The sequence below is a fragment of the Enterobacter cloacae complex sp. 385G4 genome (assembly GCF_057320665.1).
Genome location: NZ_JBXWDD010000006.1, coordinates 77049 through 98430 on the forward strand (window position 1 = coordinate 77049; position 21382 = coordinate 98430).

Consider the following 21382-nt stretch of genomic DNA (forward strand, 5'->3'; position numbering starts at 1 on the left):
AGTTGCTATGTCTTTTGCCGTACCGCGAGCGTTACCGCTGTCCTTGCTGGCTGCCCTCGTTCTGGCGGGCTGTGCCGAAAAAGGGGCTGCTCCGCTTAAAAAGGGCGAGAAGCCCGTGGATGTCGCAAGCGTTGTGCGGCAAAAAATGCCCGCCAGCGTGAAGGATCGCAATGCGTGGGCGGATGCGCTGGCAAAAACCTTTGAAAGCCAGAAGATTGCCCCAACCGAGGAGAATATCTGCTCGGTGCTGGCGGTGGCGCAGCAGGAGTCGATGTACCAGTCAGACCCGGTGGTGCCGGGTCTCAACAAAATTGCCTGGAAAGAGATTGACCGCCGCGCGGAATCGATGCATATCCCGGTGTTCCTCGTGCATACCGCGCTGAAAATCACCTCGCCAAACGGCAAAAGCTACAGCGAGCGGCTGGACACGGTGAAAACCGAAAAACAGCTCAGCGCCATCTTTGATGATTTCATTAACATGGTGCCGATGGGGCAGAAACTGTTTGGCTCACTGAACCCGGTTCACACCGGCGGCCCGATGCAGGTGAGCATTGCGTTTGCCGAGAAGCATACCGACGGCTACCCGTGGGAAATTGACGGTACGGTGCGTCAGGAGGTCTTCTCCCTGCGCGGCGGGCTGTGGTTCGGCACGTATCATCTGCTGAACTATCCGGCGAACTACAGCGAGCCCTTGTACCGCTTTGCAGACTTTAACGCGGGCTGGTATGCCAGCCGTAACGCGGCGTTTCAGAGCGCGGTTAGCCGCGCAAGCGGCGTCAAGCTGGCGCTGGACGGCGATCTTATCGCCTACGGCAGCAGCGAGGCGGGAAGCACCGAGCGGGCGATCCGGAAATTATCGACAACGCTTGATATGAGCAACAGCGACATTCGCCGTCAGCTTGAGAAAGGCGACAGCCTGGCATTTGAGAAAACGGATCTCTACAAGAAAGTGTTTGCGCTTGCCGATAAGAAGAGTGGGAAAACGTTGCCGAGGGCAATTCTGCCGGGGATTCAGCTGGAAAGCCCGAAGATCACGCGTAACCTGACCACCGCATGGTTCGCAAAACGCGTGGACGATCGCCGGGCTCGCTGTATGGGGCTTTAATGGCGACGACGAAAGCGCAGGACGAGCGCGACAACGCCTAAAATCATACACCCCGCGAGGAAGGGAACGAGGCCAAACAGCGTGCTCACGCCAAACCCGATTTCAACCCGCGGGCGTCCGTTATCCTGCACCTGCATCAGGTGTTCATAAACGCCCGGCGCGTGCACCAGCATATTAAGCAGCTGGGAGCCAGCCCAGAAGCAGAACAGGACAAACAGGGCATACGCGATATTACCCGCCGTGGAGGTTTTTGGTTTGCCGCCAAAAATCGGTTTCGACAATGTAAAGTCAGCCATGTTGACCTCCCGAAATATCACTCTGTTTTAATACGCGTCTTACGGGGTGAGTTTGACAGGTCATCGCATTTGTCAATATCAGAATCGTGGTAATTTTCGCTCAGGATTTCTCCTGGATTGTTGATTTCTGCAGCATGTCACAATTTGTTAACTTAAATGAAACTGCACCGCATTTCAGAATTTCCGCATCTGCCACAGACCTGGCGGTGAAACTGTGAGAGGATGTCTTTTTTTCCTGCCGGAGTTGTTATGAAGCTCACGTCCAAACTTCGCCGTGACTGGCACTACTACGCCTTTGCTATCGGGCTGATCTTTATTCTTAACGGCGTCGTGGGGCTGTTGGGATTTGAAGCGAAAGGCTGGCAAACCTATGCCGTGGGCCTGGTGACCTGGGTAATCAGTTTCTGGCTGGCAGGGCTGATAATCCGCCGCCGTCCGGAAGAGACGACAGCGGAGGAGACGGCTAAGGGTGCCGATTAGCCGTTAACGGAACTTTTCAGGGCGCTGTCGGCGGCATGACGCTCCAGCGCCAGCTCGATCAGGCGGGTGATCAGCTCAGAGTAGCCAAGCCCGCTGGCCTGCCACAGTTTAGGATACATGCTGATATTGGTGAAACCCGGCAGCGTGTTGATTTCATTGATCACCACCTCGTTCTCCGGCGTCAGGAACACGTCCACGCGCGCCATGCCGCTGCAGCCGAGCGTTTGATAGGCCTGAATGGCGATCGCCCGGATCTTATCGTTAATGGCCGGATCGATATCCGCAGGAACAACAACCTGGGCGCCTTTATCATCAATGTATTTGGTGTCGTACGAGTAGAAGTCGCTGTTTAATACCACTTCACCGCAGGTGCTGGCCTGTGGGAAATCGTTGCCCAGCACCGCGCACTCAATTTCGCGGCCTTTGATCCCCTGCTCAACCACCACTTTATGGTCGAACTCGAATGCCAGACGGACGGCTTGCGTGAACTCTGCTTCGGTGGTGACTTTGCTGACTCCCACGGAGGAGCCCTGGTTGGCTGGCTTCACAAACAGCGGCAGACCCAGTTCAGCGCTAATTTGCACGAAGCTGTGCTTGTCGCGGTTGGCGCGGGTGAGCGTCACGAACGGCGCGATATTCAGCCCGGCATCGCGCAGCAGGCGTTTGGTGACGTCTTTGTCCATGCAGGCGGCGGAGCCCAGCACGTCCGAGCCCACGAACGGCAGGTTGGCCATGCGTAACATTCCCTGCAGGGAACCGTCTTCGCCGAGGGTGCCGTGCACGATGGGGAAGACCACGTCGATCTGGGCGAGAGCCTGCGCGTTGCCTGCGTCGATGAGCTGACCTTTCACGACGCCGGGTACGGTGGCGACGCTAATTTCCGAAGGATTAAGGGCGATGTGTGCCGGATCGTTGGCATTCAGCAGATACTGGCTGGCATCGTTAACATGCCACTGGCCCTGTTTATCAATGCCCAACAGCACCACGTCGAAACGGCTTTTATCGATCGCATCGACGATATTTTTAGCCGATTGCAATGAAACCTCGTGCTCCGCTGATTTTCCCCCAAAGACAATACCTACGCGCTGCTTTGCCATCTCACTCTCTTCCAGTCTGACGAAAAGCCAATAACATACCACGATGCCCTGCGGGTTTCGCGGCCTTCTGCCATAATGTTTTGGGGAACAGTGAGGGGGGAGAGTGAAAGGAAAAACGCTGCTGACCATTTTCATCCTTGGGGCAATCGCAACGGCGGGCTATCGCTGGCTGCCGTCTTACTACAACCCTTTCACGCCGCTGAACCTGGACGACCCGCCTGGCCGTATTACCCAATATAAGCTGCGACGCTTAACGCCCGAAGCCTGCGCGAGTCTGTTAGCGCAGGCTAATCAAAAAAACCTAATCCGCACCCAGGCGGTCGCTGACAGCGGCGGGGAATGCCCGCTGAACAACGTCGTGCGCGTGCGTAACTTTGGCCCGGTGAGCCTGAACGGCAGTTTTCTTGCCAGCTGTCCGCTGGCGCTCAGCTCAGCCCTGTTTGTCAGCCAGCAGGCCCGGCCCCTGACTAAACGCTTTACCGGCAGTGAACTGACGCGCATTGAGCACCTCGGCAGCTTTGCCTGCCGCAATATCTACCACCGGCCCGATGCCCGGCGCAGCGAGCATGCCACGGCAGAGGCGCTGGATATCGCCGCTTTTCGGCTGGCGAACGGAGAGCGCGTTACGGTACTTAACGGCTGGAAATCGGCAAAAACGCAGCCCTGGCTGAAGGCTCTGCTGGCGGCAAGCTGCGGTTACTACGGAAACGGTCTTGGGCCGGAATATAACGCGGCGCACGCCAGCCATTTTCATCTGGGAATGCGCGGCTTTGGTCTCTGCCGCTGAAGCATAATCTTCCGCCAGAAAATGGATGAATTGTGACTTATTTCACAAATATGATGACTGGGAAGATAAAACACCAAAGTCAGCGAGGCCGCATCTCTGGTGCGACGTTAAGGCGCGTAACTTGCTAATCTGACGGCGAATTCGCCTAAAAATGAAGACTATTTCTGTATGGAATCCTGGAAAGTTAATCTCATCTCGGTCTGGTTCGGCTGCTTCTTCACCGGGCTTGCCATCAGCCAGATCCTGCCGTTCCTGCCGCTGTACGTGTCACAGCTGGGGGTCAGCTCCCACGAAGCGCTGTCCATGTGGTCCGGGCTGACGTTCAGCGTCACGTTTCTGGTCTCCGCCATTGTGTCACCGATGTGGGGCAGCCTGGCGGATCGGAAAGGGCGCAAGCTGATGCTGCTGCGCGCCTCCCTCGGGATGGCGATTGCTATTCTGCTCCAGGCCTTCGCCACCAACGTCTGGCAGCTGTTTTTCCTGCGGGCGGTGATGGGGCTGACGTCCGGGTATATTCCCAACGCCATGGCGCTGGTTGCCTCTCAGGTGCCGCGCGAGCGCAGCGGCTGGGCGCTGAGTACGCTCTCCACCGCCCAGATCAGCGGCGTTATCGGCGGCCCGCTGCTGGGAGGCTTTTTGGCTGACCATGTCGGTCTGCGCGCGGTATTCATCATCACCGCAATCCTGCTGGTGATCAGCTTTCTGGTTACGCTCTTTCTTATCAAAGAGGGGGGCCGCCCCGTTATCAGTAAATCTGAGCGCCTGAGCGGCAAGGCCGTCTTCGCCTCGCTGCCATACCCGGGACTCGTAATTAGCCTGTTTGTCACCACCATGGTGATCCAGCTCTGCAACGGTTCGGTCGGCCCGATTCTGGCGCTGTTTATCAAGTCGATGGAGCCGGACAGCAACAATATCGCCTTTCTCAGCGGCATGATTGCCGCCGTGCCGGGCGTCTCCGCGCTGATCTCTGCCCCGCGTCTGGGAAAACTGGGCGACAGGATCGGCACGGCGCGCATCCTGATGGCGACGCTGATTTTTGCGGTGGTGCTCTTTTTCGCCATGTCGTTTGTTACCTCTCCGCTTCAGCTGGGCGTGCTGCGGTTTTTACTCGGCTTTGCGGATGGCGCTATGTTGCCCGCCGTACAGACATTGCTGGTCAAATATTCCAGCGACCAGGTCACGGGGCGTATTTTTGGCTATAACCAGTCGTTTATGTATTTAGGCAACGTCGCCGGTCCGCTTATTGGTGCGTCCGTATCTGCAATGGCGGGTTTTCGCTGGGTATTTGCCGCGACGGCGATTGTCGTTTTAATCAATATTATCCAGCTGGCTATTGCCCTGCGTCGCCGCAGACAAATAGCGGAAGCGAAATCAGCGAAATAACCTTTTCGCAGATGTATTATATATTCTTATGGTAGCCGCATTTTTATATAACAAAATGCGGCGTTTTTTTATAGGAAAACGTTTCGCTGAAAAGATCGCTGCGCTAATTTGGCGGCAATGTCACTTTTGCATAAGATAATACTTTTCTCCGCTTTGCATATTTCATTCCTGGTGTTAATTTCAGAGGAAATCCCATAAGGAAATAGCACGATGAAAAATCTCATTGCTGAGTTGCTGGTTAAGCTTGCACAAAAGGAAGAGGAGTCGAAAGAGCTGGTCGCCCAGGTCGAAGCGCTGGAAATAGTTGTCACCGCGCTGCTGCGGCAGATGGCAACATCGGATCAGCAGGCGTTAATTGAAAGCATTGAAGGAGCGCTGGATAAGGCGCGGCCCGATACGCAGGTTCCGCCAGAGGATGCCGAGTTGCTGCAGCAATACGTAAAGAAGCTGTTGAGGCATCCGCGCAGTTAAGCCGTTACTGACATGTCATAGGATTGTCATGCAGGATGCCTGGAGTCGCTCTGTTTTATTTTTGTATTTGTACATGAAGAAAATAAATTGAAACAGAGCGCGCTTTTTAGCGCGTTACATTCCCTGTTAATTACCCCTGCCAGTTATGCTGATACCGTCAATTTCTGCGCGCTGGAACTGAAATGATAAATTCCCGGCCGAAATCACATCTGCCGGGTGGTTTTTTTCCTGTCACGAACCAGACTTACAGGGAATGTTCACAAAAGGATGGTGCAATGAAAACAACATTACTGGTTACTCTGCTCTCCGGCCTGTTCCTGATCTCCTCGGCGAACGCGGAAGAAAAAACATTAACGCCGCAACAGCAACGCATGACCACCTGTAATCAACAGGCGACGTCCCAGAGTCTGAAGGGGGATGCACGTAAAACCTACATGAGCGACTGCCTGAAAAACGGCGCCGCGAAACCCGGCGAAAAAAGCCTGACGCCGCAGCAGCAAAAAATGCGCGAGTGTAATGCGAAAGCAACCGAACAGTCCCTCAAGGGCGACGATCGCAGCAAGTTTATGAGTGCCTGCCTGAAGAAAAAAGTGTAGTTCTAACGGGTGAGCGGCTCCGGCGGCTCACCCGAAATTTCATACTTTCCCCGCAGCCCCCCTCTCTATAATTTGGGAAAATGTTTCAGAATATTCCCAAAAATGATGAATGATGACATTTATTACTACAAAAAGCGCATTCGGGAAGAGTGGAGTTTAACCCTTTCTCAGGATGACCCTCACTGTACCGGCATCCAGTTTGCCAGGCGAGCCCGGCTGGCGCGCGTTGTCGGGCTGGCGGCGATGTTTGTTCCGGTTGCGGAAATTCTGGTCAGCCATTTTTTACCCGGCGGCTGGTGGTTGTTGCTGGTGGGGTGGGCATTCATCTGGCCGCACTTTGCCTGGCAGTTATCCTGCCGCGCCGCTTCACCTCATCAGCAGGAAATTTTTAACCTCAAGATGGATGCCGTTATCGCCGGGGTCTGGATCGGCGTGATGGGGATGTATGTATTACCCACTGCGGCGCTGGTGATGATGGTGGGGATGAACATGATGGGCTCTGGCGGCTACCGTCTTTTTATCGCGGGGATCGTGCTCACCCTGCTTACAGCGCTGCTTACGTTACCGCTTGCTGGCAGAGCGGTGCCCTTTAATCCGGGGGCGCTGGAGTGGGGCTTAACGCTTCCTGTCCTTATGCTTTATCCCATGCTGTTTGCCTGGCTTAGCCATCGAATGGCCGTCAGGCTGGCGGAACATAAGCGGCGGCTGGAAATGATGAGCACCCGTGACGGTATGACCGGGGTCTTTAACCGCCGACATTGGGAAATGCTGCTGCGCAATGAATTTGAGCGCTGTCGCCGGAGCCACTGCACCGCCACGATATTGCTGATTGATATCGACCACTTTAAAAACATCAACGATACCTGGGGGCACGACGCAGGCGACAAGGCCATCGTGGCCATTACCCGCCAGCTTCAGATGTCGGTACGGTCAGGCGATGCGATAGGCCGGTTTGGCGGGGATGAGTTCGCGGTGATTATGTCCCAGACGGCCGCTGAAAGCGCCATCGCCGTCATGTCGCGGGTTCACGCGCGGCTGGAAACGCTGTCGTTACCGTGTGCGCCGAAGGAGCCTCTGCGCATCAGCGTGGGCGTGGCCCCCTGGGGGCCGCAGTTTGTACACTATCGGGAATGGTTGAAGGCGGCAGATGTGGCGCTGTATAAGGCGAAAAATGCCGGGCGCGGCCGCACCGAAGTGGCCGCCTGACGCCCGGCCAGACATCAGGATTTACTCAGCTTCTCTGATTTTTCCATGCATTTTGCCATCGCTTCGATAACCGCAGAACGGAACCCGCGTTCTTCCAGCACCCGCACCGCTTCGATGGTGGTACCGGCCGGGGAGCAGACCATATCCTTCAGTTCACCCGGGTGTTTACCCGTCTCCAGCACCATTTTGGCGGAGCCCATCACTGCCTGCGCGGCGAATTTATACGCCTGCGCGCGCGGCATACCGCCAAGCACGGCGGCGTCCGCCATCGCTTCTAAAAACATGAAAACGTACGCGGGGGCTGAACCGCTCACGCCGACCACTGGATGGATCATGGATTCTGAAATCACTTCCGCCTCGCCGAAGCAGCGGAAAATGTTTAGCACGTCCGCCACCTCTTCTGAAGTCACCAGCGCGTTAGGGGTGACGGAGGTCATACCGGCGTTGACCAGTGAGGGGGTATTCGGCATCGCGCGGACGATTTTACGATCGTGGCCCAGCGCGCGCGCCAGCTGATCGAGCGTCACGCCTGCGGCAATCGACACGACCAGCGTCTCTTTATTCAGGCTGGAGGTGATGTCGCTTAACACTTTGATCATGATGTTCGGCTTAACGGCACCAAAGACGATATCGGCAACCTGGGCCACCTCCTGCGCGCTTTCGGCGGCGTTGATCCCGTATTGATCGCGCAACGCGGCGACGTTATCCGGTGACGGCGTATAAACCCAAATCTGACCCGGCAGAACCTGCCCGCTGGCGATCAGGCCGCCCAGGATGGCTTTGCCCATGTTACCGCAGCCGATAAACCCGATTTTCTTGTCCATCATGATTCTCCGTCATTATGCGTTGTTTTCTCTGATTGATAGCTTAACAACGAAATGCAGGCGACAATAGTCGGCAGAGTCATTATGGGGAGACAACATGGCGATTTGGGTTGATGCGGACGCGTGTCCGAATGTGATTAAAGAGATTTTATTCCGCGCCGCCGAGCGCGTTCAGATGCCGCTGACGCTGGTGGCGAACCAGAATATTCGCGTCCCGCCTTCGCGGTTCATTCGCTCCCTCCGCGTGCCGGCCGGGTTCGACGTGGCAGATAATGAAATTGTTCGTCTGTGCAGCGCGGAAGATCTGGTCATCACCGCCGATATTCCGCTGGCGGCGGAAGTGCTGGAGAAAGGGGCGGCGGCGCTCAATCCTCGCGGCGAGCGTTATTCGCCTTCAACCATCCGGGAAAAACTCACTATGCGTGATTTTATGGATACGATGCGGGCCAGCGGCGTGCAGACCGGTGGACCGGACAGCCTGTCCCAGCGCGATCGCCAGCAGTTTGCTGCCGAACTGGATAAATGGCTGCTGGAAGTGAAGCGCCGTACGGCGTAATGATAATTATTGTCAATATGTGGTACAGTGTGGCCTCCACAGGGTTGTAATCCCGTACCGCTTTGCAGTAAAGTATTCGACACATCTTCTGCAATTATTTCTTTACACTCTTCAGCCATTCGGCATCAAGGGGAACACCTGGCTATGACCCAACCCATCTTTTTAGTTGGCCCCCGCGGCTGTGGGAAAACCACCGTTGGCGTGGAACTGGCACGCGCATGTCATCGTCAGTTTGTTGATACCGACCACTGGCTGCAGACCGAGGCCGGCAAAACCATCGCAGACATCGTGGAGCAAGAGGGATGGGAAAGCTTTCGCGCCCGCGAAACGGCCGCGCTGAAAGCGGTCACCACGCCGTCAGCCGTCATTGCGACGGGAGGCGGTATTGTTCTGGCCGAATGTAATCGTCACTTTATGCGCGAAAAAGGCATTGTGATCTATCTTTGCGCGCCGGTGGCGGCTCTGGTAGGGCGACTTGAAGCATTTCCTGAAGAGGGACAACGCCCGGCGCTGACGTCACGACCGCTCAGCGAAGAGGTGAGCGAAGTGCTGGCCGAGCGTGATGCCCTCTACCGTGAAGCTGCACACCATGTCGTGGATGCCTCTGCGGCCCCGGAAGATGTGGTAATTCAGATTATTACCGCCCTGCGTCTGGCGTGTGCCAGCTAACCGCCGTCTATACTGATAGCTCAGACATAAAAAAAGGATGAGCTATGCCAACCAGACCTCCCTATCCACGCGAAGCACGTATTGTTACCGTTGAAAAAGGCAATGGCGACCAGACCGTCACCTGGTACCAGCTGCGTGCCGATCACCCCAAACCGGACTCGCTGATCAGTGAACATGAGACTGAACAGGAAGCGCTGGATGCCAAACGGCGCTACGAAGATCCCGAAAAGTCTTGAATGTTTTCCTAAACGCTCCAATACCGTGCCTGAATCACACTTTTTACTCATCGCAAATGTTAAGTAGGAGTTAATATTTAGTTATTACAGGTAGCTCCGTTATCGGCAGGCGATCTTTACATTTCGGGGCAAAGTTCGCCTGCTACGCTTGGTGCTGTTTTGTTGAAAAAACGAACTGTACAGCGTAGAGAGCCTGTACCTGTGTGCACGTTTTTGTAGTGATGGAAGGCGAAGAAGATGAAGGCAACGTTGGCGATCCTCACCATTGGTGTGGTCCCTGTAAGCGAAGTATTACCGCTCTTAACCGAGCATGTATCTGAACAACAGATCACGCATCTCAGCCTGCTGGGTAAGATGAGCCGGGAAGAGGTCATGGAAGACTACGCTGTAGAGGCGGGGGAGGATCCCCTGGCGACGTTATTATGCGACGGTAAACTGGCGCATGTTTCTCGGCAGAAAATTGAGCGTTCGCTGCAGGCAGTAATAGAAGTACTCGATAATCAGCAATATGACGTTATTTTGCTGATGAGCACCGCCCCCATTAAGGGACTCATCGCGCGCAATGCGATTTTGCTTGAGCCGATGCGCATTATTCCTCCGCTGGTAGCCTCCATTGTTGACGGGCATCAGGTGGGGGTCATTGTGCCCATCGAGGAGCTTATGGACAACCAGGAAGCAAAGTGGCACGTGCTCGAAAAAACGCCCCTGTATGCGCTGGCAAACCCCTTCTGGGACAGCGAGGCTAAACTCATTGCTGCCGGGAAGGAGCTGCTGGAGAGAGGGGCGGATGTATTGATTTTGGACTGTCTTGGTTTTCACCAGCATCACCGGGATTTACTGCAAAAGGCGCTGGACGTGCCGGTGCTGTTATCCAACGTTCTGATGGCTCGCCTGGCCTCAGAACTTCTGACGTAATGATTTTGCGTGACAGGTGATGAGCATGGCCCCTATAGTGAATTTTTATCTCTGAATATAAGGGCCAGTTCATGCTTCAAAGTAACGAATACTTTTCCGGTAAAGTGAAATCCATCGGTTTTACCAGCAGCAGCACTGGCCGCGCCAGTGTGGGCGTTATGGCTGAAGGGGAATACACCTTTGGCACGGCAGAAGCGGAAGAGATGACGGTGGTCAGCGGCGCGCTGAACGTCTTACTGCCGGGTGAAACGGAATGGAAAGTTTACGCTGCCGGACAAGTTTTCAACGTCCCTGGCCACAGCGAATTTCATTTGCAGGTCGCTGAACCGACCTCTTATCTGTGCCGCTACCTGAAATAATCGTCTTTCCTCTCCCCTTTGGGGAGAGGATCAGGGTGAGGGGAAATTATCTCTGCGCTTCGCCGCCGAGACCTTCCACCAGATTCTGAATTAACGCGGCCAGTTCGCCGGTCATCAGGATAAAGTCCGCGTCAAAGCGCTGGGCGTAATCTTCCCGGTCGATATCTTCGTTTTGATCGCGCAGCTCGTCGCAGAACTTCAGACGCTTCACGGAACCGTCGTCGCACATCACGAACTGAATGCGCTGCTGCCAGTCGAGCGCCAGTTTGGTGACCACTTTGCCCGCTTCAATGTGTACGGCGATCTCGTCGCTCACCAGATCCTGCTTTTTCGCGCGGATCACGCCGCCATCTTCCAGCAGGGCTTTCAGCTCGGCTTCGTCCAGGATCTGGAAACCTTGCGCCGCGGTACCGCTGCGAACCCACTCGGTCAGGGTCAGCTCAATCGGCGTTTCCAGCGCCAGCGGTACGACCGGTAAAGAGCCGATGCTTTTACGCAGCAGGGCCAGCGTATCTTCCGCTTTTTTGGCGCTGGCGCAGTCCACCATGATCAGCCCGTTAACGGTATCGATCCACATCATCGTCTGGCTGAAGCGGCTGAAGGCGCGCGGCAGCAGAGAGTGCAGAACTTCATCTTTCAGCGAGTCTTTTTCGGTTTTTTTCAGCTTGCGGCCCTGCTCGGCTTCCAGCTTGAAAATTTTTGCTTCAAGCGCCTGCTTAACCACCGGCGTGGGCAGAATTTTCTCTTCTTTGCGGGCGCAGACGATGATTTGACCCGTGCTGCTGGCGTGGGTCAGTGCATCGCTTTGCGAACCCATTGGCGGAACCCAACCGGTTTTCGCCATATCCTGGCTACCGCAAGGGGAAAAGCTATAAGCGGCTAACTGTTTTTCCATCTCTTCTGCGCGCAGCGAAACGTCGCGGCTGAGACGGTAAACCATCAAATTTTTGAACCACAGCATGATAATTTCCACGGCCTTGTCGTTAAATCAGCGGGCATGATAACGAATTGTCGCATCGCTTGCATTGCTAATCGGGAAGCGTGCTTCTACTCTGTTGATAATCAAAATAATGAGGAGAGTCTTGTGCGTATTGGGATTGATTTGGGCGGCACCAAAACAGAAGTCATCGCGTTAAGCGAGCAGGGGGAACAGCTGTTCCGCCACCGTCTGCCGACGCCGCGCGATGATTATCACCAGACGATCGAGACGATTGCCCGGCTGGTTGATATGGCCGAGCAGGCGACGGGCGAGAGGGGCACGGTCGGGATGGGAATCCCCGGCTCCATTTCGCCTTATACGGGTGTGGTGAAAAACGCCAACTCTACCTGGCTCAACGGTCAGCCGTTTGATAAGGATTTGAGCCAGCGTCTGAACCGGGAAGTGCGTCTGGCGAATGACGCTAACTGCCTGGCGGTCTCAGAGGCCGTTGATGGTGCAGCCGCAGGAGCGCAGACCGTGTTTGCGGTGATTATCGGTACCGGCTGCGGCGCGGGCGTGGCCTTTGGCGGACGTTCACATATCGGCGGCAACGGCACGGCGGGTGAGTGGGGGCACAACCCGCTGCCGTGGATGGATGAAGATGAACTCAAATACCGCGCCGAGGTGCCGTGCTACTGCGGCAAGCAGGGCTGTATCGAGACCTTTATCTCCGGCACCGGTTTTGCGACCGACTACCACCGCCTGAGCGGCCAGCCCCTCAAGGGGAACGAGATTATGCGTTTGGTGGAAGAACAGGATCCGGTGGCCGAACTGGCGCTCAGCCGCTACGAAATGCGTCTGGCGAAATCGCTGGCGCACGTAGTGAACATTCTCGATCCGGACGTGATTGTGCTCGGCGGTGGCATGAGCAACGTTGACCGGCTGTACGCCACGGTACCAAATCTGGTGAAACAGTGGGTCTTCGGCGGCGAGTGCGAAACCCCGATCCGCAAAGCCGTCCACGGCGACTCCAGCGGCGTGCGCGGCGCGGCGTGGTTATGGCCGCAATAAACGCAAAACGGCAACTTGCGTTGCCGTTTTTGATGTTTAGAGGGCCAGGGAGAGGGCACCAGACCGAATCGACCCAACACTCACCCCACCGCAAACTCCCTGTCCAGCCTGCTATACCCCAGTCCGTTGATCTTCTTCACCTTGATCTGCACCGGAATGCGCTCTTTCATCGCCTCGACGTGGCTAATCACCCCGATGGTTTTCCCGGTGGCGTTCAGCGCGTCGAGCGCATCCAGCGCCGTATCCAGCGTCTCACTGTCGAGCGTGCCGAACCCTTCATCCAGGAACAGGGAATCGATCCGTGTCTTATGACTCACCAGATCGGAAAGCGCCAGCGCCAGCGCCAGGCTGACCAGGAAGCTCTCGCCGCCGGAGAGGGTGCGGGTATCGCGAACCGCATCCGCCTGCCACGTATCCACCACTTCCAGCTCCAGCGCGTCGCTGGCCTTACGCTGCAATAAATAACGCCCGTGTAAACGGTTAAGCTGCTGGTTAGCAAGCCAGACAAGATTGTCCAGCGTCAGCCCCTGGGCGAACTTACGGAACTTGTCGCCGGTGCTGGAGCCGATCAGCGCGTTCAGGTACCCCCAGTCATCCGCCTGGCGCGCGGCCTCTTCAATTTGCTGCATCAACGCCAGCTGGTGCTGCCGGTTATCGCTGTCCTGCTTAAGCTGCTGGCGGATCTCGCCCTGATGCGTCGTGTTCTCGCGAAGCCGCTGCGCCAGCTGCTGCAGCTGGCTTTGCAGCGTGGCAGCATCGGCGTCGAGCCCTTCCGGGCGCAGCGCCAGATGAGACTGCAGCTGCTGGTTCGCTTGCCCGCACAGCGCCGCGGCCTGCTGGATCTGGTTTTCCAGCGACTGTTTCAGCTGTTCGAGGCGGCGAATAGTATCGTCATCCAGCAGCGCGGCAAGGAACGCGTCCCGATCGGCAAAACAGCTTGCGGAGAGCGCCGCGGTGAACTGCGTCTGCGATTGCTGCAGGCGCTCGCGCTCCAGCGCCTCCTGCTGCTGCAGGGCGGCGAGCTGGCTTTGCAGCGACACGCATTCATTGTGGATGTCGCGCCAGTCATCAGGAATGGCCGGTTCAGCCTCTTCACCGTGTGTTGCCGGAAGCGTGTCGAGCAGCGGCTTCAGCGCGCTCACGCGTTCCTGAAGCACGCCGTGCTGCGTTTGCTTCTCCTGCCAGTGGGCAAATTCCGCTTCGCGGGCGTGCAGCCAGTCGGCTTCATTGCCCTCTTCGGGAACGCTAAGCGAGAGCGCGAGAAGAGTATGTTCCAGCGCCTGGCGCGTTGCCGTGCGCTGCTGCTGATACTGGCGTTCCTGCGCTTCCTGCTCGTTCAGCTGGTTTTGCAGGGTCAGACGCTGGCTGAGCTGGTAAAGCTGGCGCTCGTAGTGTTCCTGCTCGTTCATCCATGGCGCGATATCCTCCTGAATATTCAATGCGATATTCAAAGACGCGCACGCCTCCAGCCACGCTTTAGTGAGTGCTTGCTCTTCCTGAGAAAGCGTCTGCGCTTCGTCTGTCTCACGCTGGATCTGTTGAGCCAGGGCATTAACCTGTCCCAGCACCAGCAGGCCTTCCTCTTTAAGCGCGGCGACCTCTTTTTCGAGCGCATCACGGCGACGCTGGTTATCCGTCAGCTCAAGCGACCGGTAGGTCTCCACGGCAGGATGCTCGTGGGAGCCGCACAGCGGGCAGGGTTTGCCTGCCTCAAGCTGTGAGCGATAGCTTTCCAGATTTTTAATCGTCGCTTCGCGTTCGCATAGGGCTTTCAGGTCCAGATAGTGCTGGTGTTTCTCTTTGTACTGCTGGCGGCGCAGCGCCAGGGTTTCATTGAGCTTGCTCTGCTCCGCCTGGGCTTTCTGCACGCTTTCACCGTTCTGGCTCAGGCGCTTTTGCAGCGGCTGATAGCGGGCATGCAGCGACGTCAGCTGCTGGCGCAGCGTGCGGGACCGGGACTGCTGCTCCATGGCCGCGCAGACCTCATCCGCCGTCAGCGTCAGCGTATTTTCCGGCATCTCAGCCAGCTTCTGACGTAGCTCAGTCATCCGCGCAGCAAGCGCGACGAGCTGACTTTTGTCACGATTTAGCTGTGAGAACTGGGCGCGCCAGCCGGCAATTTCCTGGCCCAGCAGGCGATAACGCTCATTCTCCGCCAGCCACTGTCCCAGCGCCGTCAGTTCGGCCTGTAGCCGCTCATGGGTACGCAGGGCGGTATTGCGGATCCGCGCGCGCAGTGCAGTTTTGGTCTGTAAGCGAGTATTTACTTCGTTAATTCGCTGCTGGGTTTGCGTCAGACGTGCGGTTTGCTCCTGCTGATGCTCCCAGAGCGGACGAAGCTGGGCGGCGGGCTGGGCAAGCTGGAGTTTTGCCAGTTCCGGCGCCGCGTTCGCCTGCGCCTGTTGCGCCTGCTGCTGCAGGGCGGTAACGCGCTGCTGCTCCCGCACGAGCTCGTCATGACGCGTAAGCCACTGAAAATCTTTCTGTTGGCTTTGCTGCTGGGCCAGCAGGGTTTTCTCTTCGTCAGTAAGTGCCTGCAAACTTTGCTGCAACTGCTGCTGTTGTTCTTCGCTGAGCAGCACGACGCCCGCCGCCTGCGCCTCGCATTTTTCCAGCACGCTGCGGGCGGCTTTGTGTTTCTCAAACACCATCGCGGAAATCTGGCCGTAGATTTCGGTGCCGGTGAGTTCTTCCAGCAGTTCTGCTCGGTCGGCCGGTTTGGCATTGAGGAAGGCGGCAAATTGCCCCTGCGAGAGCAGCATTGAGCGGGTAAAACGGCCGTAGTCCAGCCCGGTGAGCGCCGCGGTTTGCTCCAGTTTATCCGACACCTTATCGGCCAGAATCTTGCCATCCTCGCAGCGGGCCAGCTCCACGCGCGGTGCCTGCAAGTTCCCGTCCGGCTGGTTGCGCGCCCGGTTCTGGCTCCAGAAGGCGCGATAGGCAACGCCTTTCACCTCAAATTCCACTTCCGCCAGGCACTCGGCGGTATCGCGCGTCATCAGATCGTTTTGCGCCTGAGAGACCTTATTCAGGCGCGGGGTTTCGTGGTAGAGCGCCAGGCAGATGGCATCGAGCAGGGTGGTTTTACCCGCGCCGGTTGCGCCAGTGATGGCAAACAGACCGTTGCTGGCAAAAGGCTCCGCGGTGAAGTCAATTTTCCACTCGCCCTTGAGGGAGTTGAGATTTTTCAGGCGCAGGCTCAGAATTTTCATGCGTTTTCTTCCTCGTCATTGAGGGCGTGCAGAGTATGGCTGAACAGCTCGTTGAGCCTGACGCGCTTCGCATCATCGATCTCTTCCTGCGACAGTCGGCGCTCGAACACCTCTTCTACGCGCAGTTCGCTAAGCGTTTCGCGCTGGGCGCCGAGCAGAATTTTCTCGCGCTGCTCGCGGCTGCGGCGCACCAGCAGCACCTCAACCGGCAACTCTTCGGTCAGCGCCTGAATTTTCCGCTGCATATCGTGCAGGTAGTCATCGGTGGTGATTTCAATATCCAGCCAGACGGGCGGGTTAAGCTCAGCGCCGCGCCACTGCTCAAGCTGGGCGGTGATGGCAGCCAGATCGCCCTTCAGCACCGCCAGCGGCTGGGTGACCGGCACTTCCAGCGTCTCGACGGCGCTGAGTTTGCCCTCATCAAAGCTCACCAGATGCACGGATTTGGCTTTTCCGGTTTCATCGAAGCTGAGCGAAATAGGGGAGCCACAGTAGCGGATATGCTCGCAGCCGCCGATGACCTGGGCGCGGTGAATGTGCCCGAGCGCGATGTAGTCCGCGGGCGGGAAGTTTTGCGCCGGAAAGGCGTCCAGCGTACCGATATAGATCTCGCGGACCGCGTCACTTTTGCTGGCCCCGACGGTGGTGAGGTGCCCGGTGGCAATGATCGGAATGGCCTGTTCACCGCGCAGGGCACAGGCTTCCGCGTGCTGCTGGTGATAGTAGTCGGTGATGGCCTGCAATAAATGCCGCTGCTTTTCCGCGCCCGACAGTCCCGCCTGGCTTTGCACGATGTCGCGCGGACGTAAAAAGGGAATCGGACACAGTACCGCGCCCGGCGACCCGTCGCGCTTTTTCAGGATCTGCGGGGCGTGCCCTGCGCTGGCGACGACGGTGGTATTGAGAAATGCCAGGATGTCGCGGGATTCATAGAGCGTCGCGACGGAATCATGGTTGCCGGCGACAATCACCAGATGACAGCCGGTTTGCTGCAGATTCACCACGAAGCGGTTGTACAGCTCACGCGCATAGCTCGGCGGCGAGCCGGTATCAAAAATATCTCCCGCCACGATAATCGCGTCCACCTCATGCGTCCGGGCCGTTTCCAGCAGCCAGTTCAGGAACGCTTCATGTTCAGCCGCACGGCTTTTGCTGTAAAAATTTTGACCCAGATGCCAGTCCGAGGTGTGAAGTATGCGCATAGGAGATCCGTGGCGAAAAACGATGCGGGCGATTATAAACTGTCAGGGAGAGGAAAATAACCGCTGTAATAAAACAACAGTTTGCCATTTATAGTGGTACTGTTTTTCATAAATCTGTCATAAATCTGACGCATAATGGCGCCGCATTACAAACTTGTAACTTAAATAAGATAAGACAGGGCAAAGTATGGCGAGACGTATTCTGGTCGTAGAAGATGAAGCTCCAATTCGTGAAATGGTGTGCTTCGTGCTCGAACAAAATGGCTTCCAGCCGGTTGAAGCGGAAGATTATGACAGCGCGGTGAACCAGCTGAATGAACCCTGGCCCGATCTGATTCTGCTTGACTGGATGTTGCCCGGCGGCTCCGGACTGCAGTTTATCAAACATCTGAAGCGTGAAGCGCTGACCCGCGACATCCCGGTGGTGATGCTCACGGCGCGCGGAGAGGAAGAGGATCGCGTGCGCGGTCTGGAGACCGGCGCGGACGATTACATTACCAAGCCTTTCTCCCCGAAAGAGCTGGTTGCCCGCATTAAGGCCGTCATGCGCCGTATTTCCCCGATGGCGGTCGAAGAGGTGATCGAGATGCAGGGCCTCAGCCTTGACCCAACGTCACACCGCGTGATGACCGGCGAAAATCCCCTCGACATGGGGCCTACCGAATTTAAACTCCTGCACTTCTTTATGACCCATCCGGAACGCGTTTACAGCCGCGAGCAGTTGCTGAATAACGTCTGGGGAACTAACGTGTATGTCGAAGACCGGACGGTTGACGTACATATCCGCCGCCTGCGAAAAGCGCTGGAACTGAGCGGCCACGATCGTATGGTACAGACGGTCCGCGGTACGGGTTATCGTTTCTCGACCCGTTTCTGAATAATGACAGGAGTGTGACGCGTGCTGGAACGTCTGTCATGGAAAAGGCTCGTCTTTGAACTGATCTTATGCTGTATTCCGGCCCTTCTTCTGGGGGCCTTACTTGGGCATCTGCCGTGGTTTCTGCTGGCGGCGGTCACCGGGCTGTTAGCCTGGCATTTCTGGAACCTGCTGCGTCTCTCCTGGTGGCTGTGGGTGGACCGCAGTATGACCCCGCCGCCGGGAAGCGGCAGCTGGGAGCCGCTGCTGTACGGCCTGCACCAGATGCAGATGCGTAATAAAAAGCGTCGCCGCGAGCTGGGAAGCCTGATCAAACGCTTTCGCAGCGGCGCAGAGTCGCTGCCGGATGCGGTGATCCTGACGACAGAAGAAGGAACTATTTTCTGGTGTAACGGGCTTGCGCAACAGCTGCTGGGCCTGCGCTGGCCGGACGACAATGGTCAGAACATCCTTAACCTTCTGCGTTATCCCGAGTTCACGCTGTATCTGAAAAAGCGTGATTTCACCCGTCCCCACAATCTGAAGCTGAATAACGGTCGCCATCTGGAAATCCGCGTGATGCCCTACAGCGATCGCCAGTGGCTGATGGTGGCGCGCGACGTGACCCAGATGCATCAGCTGGAAGGGGCGCGTCGTAACTTCTTCGCCAACGTCAGCCATGAGCTGCGAACCCCATTGACCGTGCTGCAGGGCTACCTGGAGATGATGCAGGAGCAAACCCTGGAAGGCGCGCCGCGTGAAAAAGCGCTGCATACGATGCGCGAGCAAACGCACCGTATGGAAGGGCTGGTGAAGCAGCTGCTGACGCTGTCAAAGATTGAAGCGGCGCCTTCTCTTGCGCTGAATGACACCATTGATGTGCCAATGATGCTGCGCGTCGTCGAGCGTGAAGCGCAGACGTTAAGCCATAAAAAACATCAGCTGACCTTTGACGTCGACAACACGCTGAAGGTGCTGGGCAGCGAGGATGAACTGCGTAGCGCCATCTCCAACCTGGTGTACAACGCGGTAAACCATACGCCGGAAGGAACGGATATCGTGGTGCGCTGGCAGCATACGCCGGCAGGCGCCGAGTTTAGCGTTGAGGATAACGGGCCGGGGATCGCCCCGGAGCATATTCCGCGCCTGACCGAGCGCTTCTACCGGGTGGATAAAGCGCGATCGCGGCAGACGGGCGGAAGCGGCCTGGGGCTGGCGATTGTGAAACACGCGGTGAATCACCATGAAAGCCGTCTCGATATTCAGAGTGCCCTGGGTAAGGGAACCCGCTTTAGTTTCGTTATCCCGGAACGATTAATTGCCAAAAAGAGCGCCTGACGGCAGGCGTGTCATTTTACCTTTCCATGGGTCAGCCATCGCTGGCCCGTTTGCTTTGCAGTCAAGCGAAACGCGTGTGAATTTTATACGGTTGGCTGTTTTTTGTTCGCATGATTAGCCATGGGTTTTTCCTATAATTAGCGCATTGTTCTGGTGTGCGTTTTCATACTGGCATATTCTTCTGGTTTTACGATCCCTCCTTGCCTTTAAACGTTATAAGCGTTTAAATTGCCCCCCAGATACTGTCAGACCGACTGTATTTGCGTGGTAAATCGAAAAACTATTCTTCTCCACGCCAGGACGGGAGCATTTCCCGCTGAAATTGAGCAAATTTTCGGCTGTGTCGTCCCGTCAGGGAAATCGAAAAATCTCAACGTTTTCAACACCACATCCACAGGCAGTAAGGTTTTATGACCCATCACTTAAAATCGCGTGACATTATCGCGCTGGGCTTTATGACATTTGCGCTGTTCGTTGGCGCAGGCAACATCATTTTCCCTCCAATGGTTGGCTTACAGGCGGGTGAACACGTCTGGACAGCCGCGTTCGGTTTCCTGATTACTGCCGTGGGCCTGCCGGTACTGACCGTTATCGCACTGGCGAAAGTCGGTGGCGGCGTGGATAGCCTTAGCACCCCGATTGGCAAAGTGGCTGGCGTTCTGCTGGCTACCGTCTGCTATCTGGCCGTTGGTCCGCTGTTTGCCACTCCGCGTACCGCGACTGTTTCCTTCGAAGTGGGCATCGCCCCGCTGACCGGCGACGGCGCGATGCCGCTGTTCATCTACAGCCTGATTTATTTCGCCATCGTGATTCTGGTTTCCCTCTATCCGGGCAAGCTGCTGGACACGGTAGGTAACTTCCTGGCGCCGCTGAAAATTGTAGCGCTGATCGTGCTGGCCGTGGCGGCCATCATCTGGCCAGCCGGCCCGATTAGCGACGCGATGGATGCCTATAAAAACGCCGCGTTCTCTAACGGCTTTGTGAACGGCTACCTGACGATGGATACGCTGGGCGCGATGGTGTTTGGTATCGTTATCGTTAACGCCGCGCGTTCCCGCGGCGTGACCGAAGCGCGTTTGCTGACCCGTTATACCATCTGGGCTGGCCTGATGGCCGGTGTGGGCCTGACGCTGCTGTATCTGGCGCTGTTCCGCCTGGGCTCTGACAGCGCGATGCTGGTTGATCAGAACGCGAACGGTGCGGCTATCCTGCACGCTTACGTTCAGCACACCTTCGGTGGGGCGGGCAGCATGCTGCTGGCGGCGCTGATCTTCCTGGCGTGTCTGGTAACCGCGGTTGGCCTGACCTGCGCCTGCGCAGAGTTCTTTGCGCAGTATCTGCCGCTCTCTTACCGTACCCTGGTGTTTATCCTCGGTATCTTCTCGATGGCGGTGTCTAACCTCGGTCTGAGCCACCTGATTCAGGTCTCTATTCCGGTGCTGACGGCTATCTATCCGCCGTGCATCGTGCTGGTGGTGCTGAGCTTCACCCGTCCGTGGTGGCATAACTCCTCACGAATTATTGCGCCAGCCATGTTTATCAGCCTGATTTTTGGTATCCTTGACGGGATTAAAGCATCAGCGTTCGCTGAAATTCTGCCAGCCTGGACACAGCGTCTGCCGCTGTCCGAGCAGGGCCTGGCCTGGCTGATGCCTACCGTTGTTGCACTGGTTCTGGCGGTTATCTGGGACCGTGCTGCAGGGCGTCAGGTCACATCGAACGCTCATTAATCAACGGCAACAAACTGTTTAACCACGGGGCTTAAGGCCCCGTGGTTTTTTGTTTTTTTCGTGTTGAATGGCAA

22 protein-coding genes are annotated in these 21382 nt (G+C 56.7%); 16 read left to right on the top strand and 6 right to left on the bottom strand.

Features of this window, described 5'->3' with window-relative positions; all coding sequences use genetic code 11:
* The first annotated feature begins 7 nt into the window (after positions 1-7).
* The gene (locus tag AC2FAJ_RS16210; RefSeq protein WP_045259878.1) at positions 8-1105 is read left to right on the top strand and encodes a DUF1615 domain-containing protein; all 1098 of its coding nucleotides are present in this window, start codon (positions 8-10) and stop codon (positions 1103-1105) included.
* On the opposite strand, the gene AC2FAJ_RS16215 is transcribed toward AC2FAJ_RS16210, so the two are convergent.
* On the bottom strand, positions 1102-1401 hold the full coding sequence (locus AC2FAJ_RS16215; RefSeq protein WP_014882725.1) for a DUF2755 family protein: 300 nt from the start codon (positions 1399-1401) through the stop codon (positions 1102-1104). The two genes, AC2FAJ_RS16210 and AC2FAJ_RS16215, sit on opposite strands and share 4 nt — an antisense overlap.
* 249 nt (positions 1402-1650) lie before the next feature.
* On the opposite strand from AC2FAJ_RS16215, the gene AC2FAJ_RS16220 reads away from it, so the two are divergent.
* The gene (locus AC2FAJ_RS16220) at positions 1651-1881 is read left to right on the top strand and encodes a DUF2754 domain-containing protein (protein WP_028012119.1); all 231 of its coding nucleotides are present in this window, start codon (positions 1651-1653) and stop codon (positions 1879-1881) included.
* Here the strand turns inward: AC2FAJ_RS16220 and ddlA are convergent.
* Positions 1878-2978, bottom strand: coding sequence for a D-alanine--D-alanine ligase (gene ddlA, locus AC2FAJ_RS16225; protein WP_041911108.1), 1101 nt, complete (start codon positions 2976-2978; stop codon positions 1878-1880). The two genes, AC2FAJ_RS16220 and ddlA, sit on opposite strands and share 4 nt — an antisense overlap.
* 103 nt (positions 2979-3081) lie before the next feature.
* On the opposite strand from ddlA, the gene AC2FAJ_RS16230 reads away from it, so the two are divergent.
* From AC2FAJ_RS16230 to adrA, 5 genes are all read left to right on the top strand, one after another.
* Positions 3082-3765: an extensin-like domain-containing protein gene (locus tag AC2FAJ_RS16230; protein ID WP_041911107.1), complete on the top strand. Its 684-nt coding sequence runs from the start codon at positions 3082-3084 to the stop codon at positions 3763-3765.
* Between the two features lie 168 nt (positions 3766-3933).
* Entirely contained in the window at positions 3934-5148 is a 1215-nt protein-coding gene (locus AC2FAJ_RS16235) for a multidrug efflux MFS transporter (RefSeq protein ID WP_041911106.1), read from the top strand.
* 210 nt (positions 5149-5358) lie between these two features.
* Complete coding sequence (gene iraP, locus AC2FAJ_RS16240; protein ID WP_028012123.1) at positions 5359-5619, top strand: anti-adapter protein IraP; 261 nt, start codon at positions 5359-5361, stop codon at positions 5617-5619.
* Between the two features lie 275 nt (positions 5620-5894).
* Positions 5895-6215 carry a phosphate starvation-inducible protein PsiF gene (gene psiF / locus AC2FAJ_RS16245; protein ID WP_041911105.1) on the top strand — a complete coding sequence of 107 codons (321 nt, stop codon included), beginning with the start codon at positions 5895-5897 and terminating at the stop codon, positions 6213-6215.
* A 102-nt stretch (positions 6216-6317) separates the two neighbouring features.
* Positions 6318-7421, top strand: a complete 1104-nt coding sequence (adrA, locus tag AC2FAJ_RS16250) for a diguanylate cyclase AdrA (RefSeq protein ID WP_485454318.1) — start codon at positions 6318-6320, stop codon at positions 7419-7421.
* Between the two features lie 14 nt (positions 7422-7435).
* Here adrA and proC read toward each other — a convergent pair whose 3' ends face one another.
* Complete coding sequence (proC, locus tag AC2FAJ_RS16255) at positions 7436-8245, bottom strand: pyrroline-5-carboxylate reductase (protein WP_048957497.1); 810 nt, start codon at positions 8243-8245, stop codon at positions 7436-7438.
* A 97-nt stretch (positions 8246-8342) separates the two neighbouring features.
* Between proC and AC2FAJ_RS16260 the strand changes: the two genes are divergently transcribed.
* The 5 genes from AC2FAJ_RS16260 to ppnP all read left to right on the top strand — a co-directional run bounded on the left by AC2FAJ_RS16260 (position 8343) and on the right by ppnP (position 10980).
* The gene (locus tag AC2FAJ_RS16260) at positions 8343-8801 is read left to right on the top strand and encodes a YaiI/YqxD family protein (RefSeq protein WP_010428006.1); all 459 of its coding nucleotides are present in this window, start codon (positions 8343-8345) and stop codon (positions 8799-8801) included.
* Between the two features lie 144 nt (positions 8802-8945).
* Positions 8946-9470, top strand: a complete 525-nt coding sequence (gene aroL, locus AC2FAJ_RS16265) for a shikimate kinase AroL (RefSeq protein ID WP_028012127.1) — start codon at positions 8946-8948, stop codon at positions 9468-9470.
* Between the two features lie 44 nt (positions 9471-9514).
* Positions 9515-9706, top strand: coding sequence for a protein YaiA (gene yaiA / locus AC2FAJ_RS16270; RefSeq protein WP_003859135.1), 192 nt, complete (start codon positions 9515-9517; stop codon positions 9704-9706).
* 237 nt (positions 9707-9943) lie between these two features.
* Entirely contained in the window at positions 9944-10621 is a 678-nt protein-coding gene (locus AC2FAJ_RS16275; protein WP_059354932.1) for an AroM family protein, read from the top strand.
* 71 nt (positions 10622-10692) lie between these two features.
* Positions 10693-10980: a pyrimidine/purine nucleoside phosphorylase gene (gene ppnP / locus AC2FAJ_RS16280; protein WP_008503270.1), complete on the top strand. Its 288-nt coding sequence runs from the start codon at positions 10693-10695 to the stop codon at positions 10978-10980.
* A gap of 46 nt (positions 10981-11026) precedes the next feature.
* Here ppnP and rdgC read toward each other — a convergent pair whose 3' ends face one another.
* Positions 11027-11941 (bottom strand): recombination-associated protein RdgC, encoded by a 915-nt coding sequence (gene rdgC / locus AC2FAJ_RS16285; RefSeq protein WP_014882739.1) that lies wholly within the window; start codon positions 11939-11941, stop codon positions 11027-11029.
* A gap of 123 nt (positions 11942-12064) precedes the next feature.
* Here rdgC and mak point away from each other — a divergent pair, with 123 nt between their 5' ends.
* Positions 12065-12970, top strand: a complete 906-nt coding sequence (gene mak, locus AC2FAJ_RS16290) for a fructokinase (protein ID WP_041911102.1) — start codon at positions 12065-12067, stop codon at positions 12968-12970.
* 80 nt (positions 12971-13050) lie between these two features.
* Here the strand turns inward: mak and sbcC are convergent, their stop codons facing one another.
* Both sbcC and sbcD read right to left on the bottom strand, forming a co-directional pair.
* Positions 13051-16182 carry an exonuclease subunit SbcC gene (gene sbcC, locus AC2FAJ_RS16295; protein WP_485454319.1) on the bottom strand — a complete coding sequence of 1044 codons (3132 nt, stop codon included), beginning with the start codon at positions 16180-16182 and terminating at the stop codon, positions 13051-13053.
* Entirely contained in the window at positions 16179-17384 is a 1206-nt protein-coding gene (sbcD, locus tag AC2FAJ_RS16300; RefSeq protein ID WP_485454320.1) for an exonuclease subunit SbcD, read from the bottom strand. The genes sbcC and sbcD overlap by 4 nt, the downstream gene beginning before the upstream one ends.
* Positions 17385-17571: 187 nt before the next feature.
* Here sbcD and phoB point away from each other — a divergent pair, with 187 nt between their 5' ends.
* The 3 genes from phoB (at position 17572) to brnQ (ending at position 21308) form a co-directional block, all read left to right on the top strand.
* Positions 17572-18261 carry a phosphate response regulator transcription factor PhoB gene (phoB, locus tag AC2FAJ_RS16305; RefSeq protein WP_008503265.1) on the top strand — a complete coding sequence of 230 codons (690 nt, stop codon included), beginning with the start codon at positions 17572-17574 and terminating at the stop codon, positions 18259-18261.
* A gap of 21 nt (positions 18262-18282) precedes the next feature.
* A complete protein-coding gene (gene phoR / locus AC2FAJ_RS16310; protein ID WP_485454321.1) occupies positions 18283-19578 on the top strand; it encodes a phosphate regulon sensor histidine kinase PhoR in 1296 nt (431 codons plus the stop codon).
* A 410-nt stretch (positions 19579-19988) separates the two neighbouring features.
* Positions 19989-21308 carry a branched-chain amino acid transporter carrier protein BrnQ gene (gene brnQ / locus AC2FAJ_RS16315; RefSeq protein WP_028012134.1) on the top strand — a complete coding sequence of 440 codons (1320 nt, stop codon included), beginning with the start codon at positions 19989-19991 and terminating at the stop codon, positions 21306-21308.
* Positions 21309-21382: the final 74 nt, after the last annotated feature.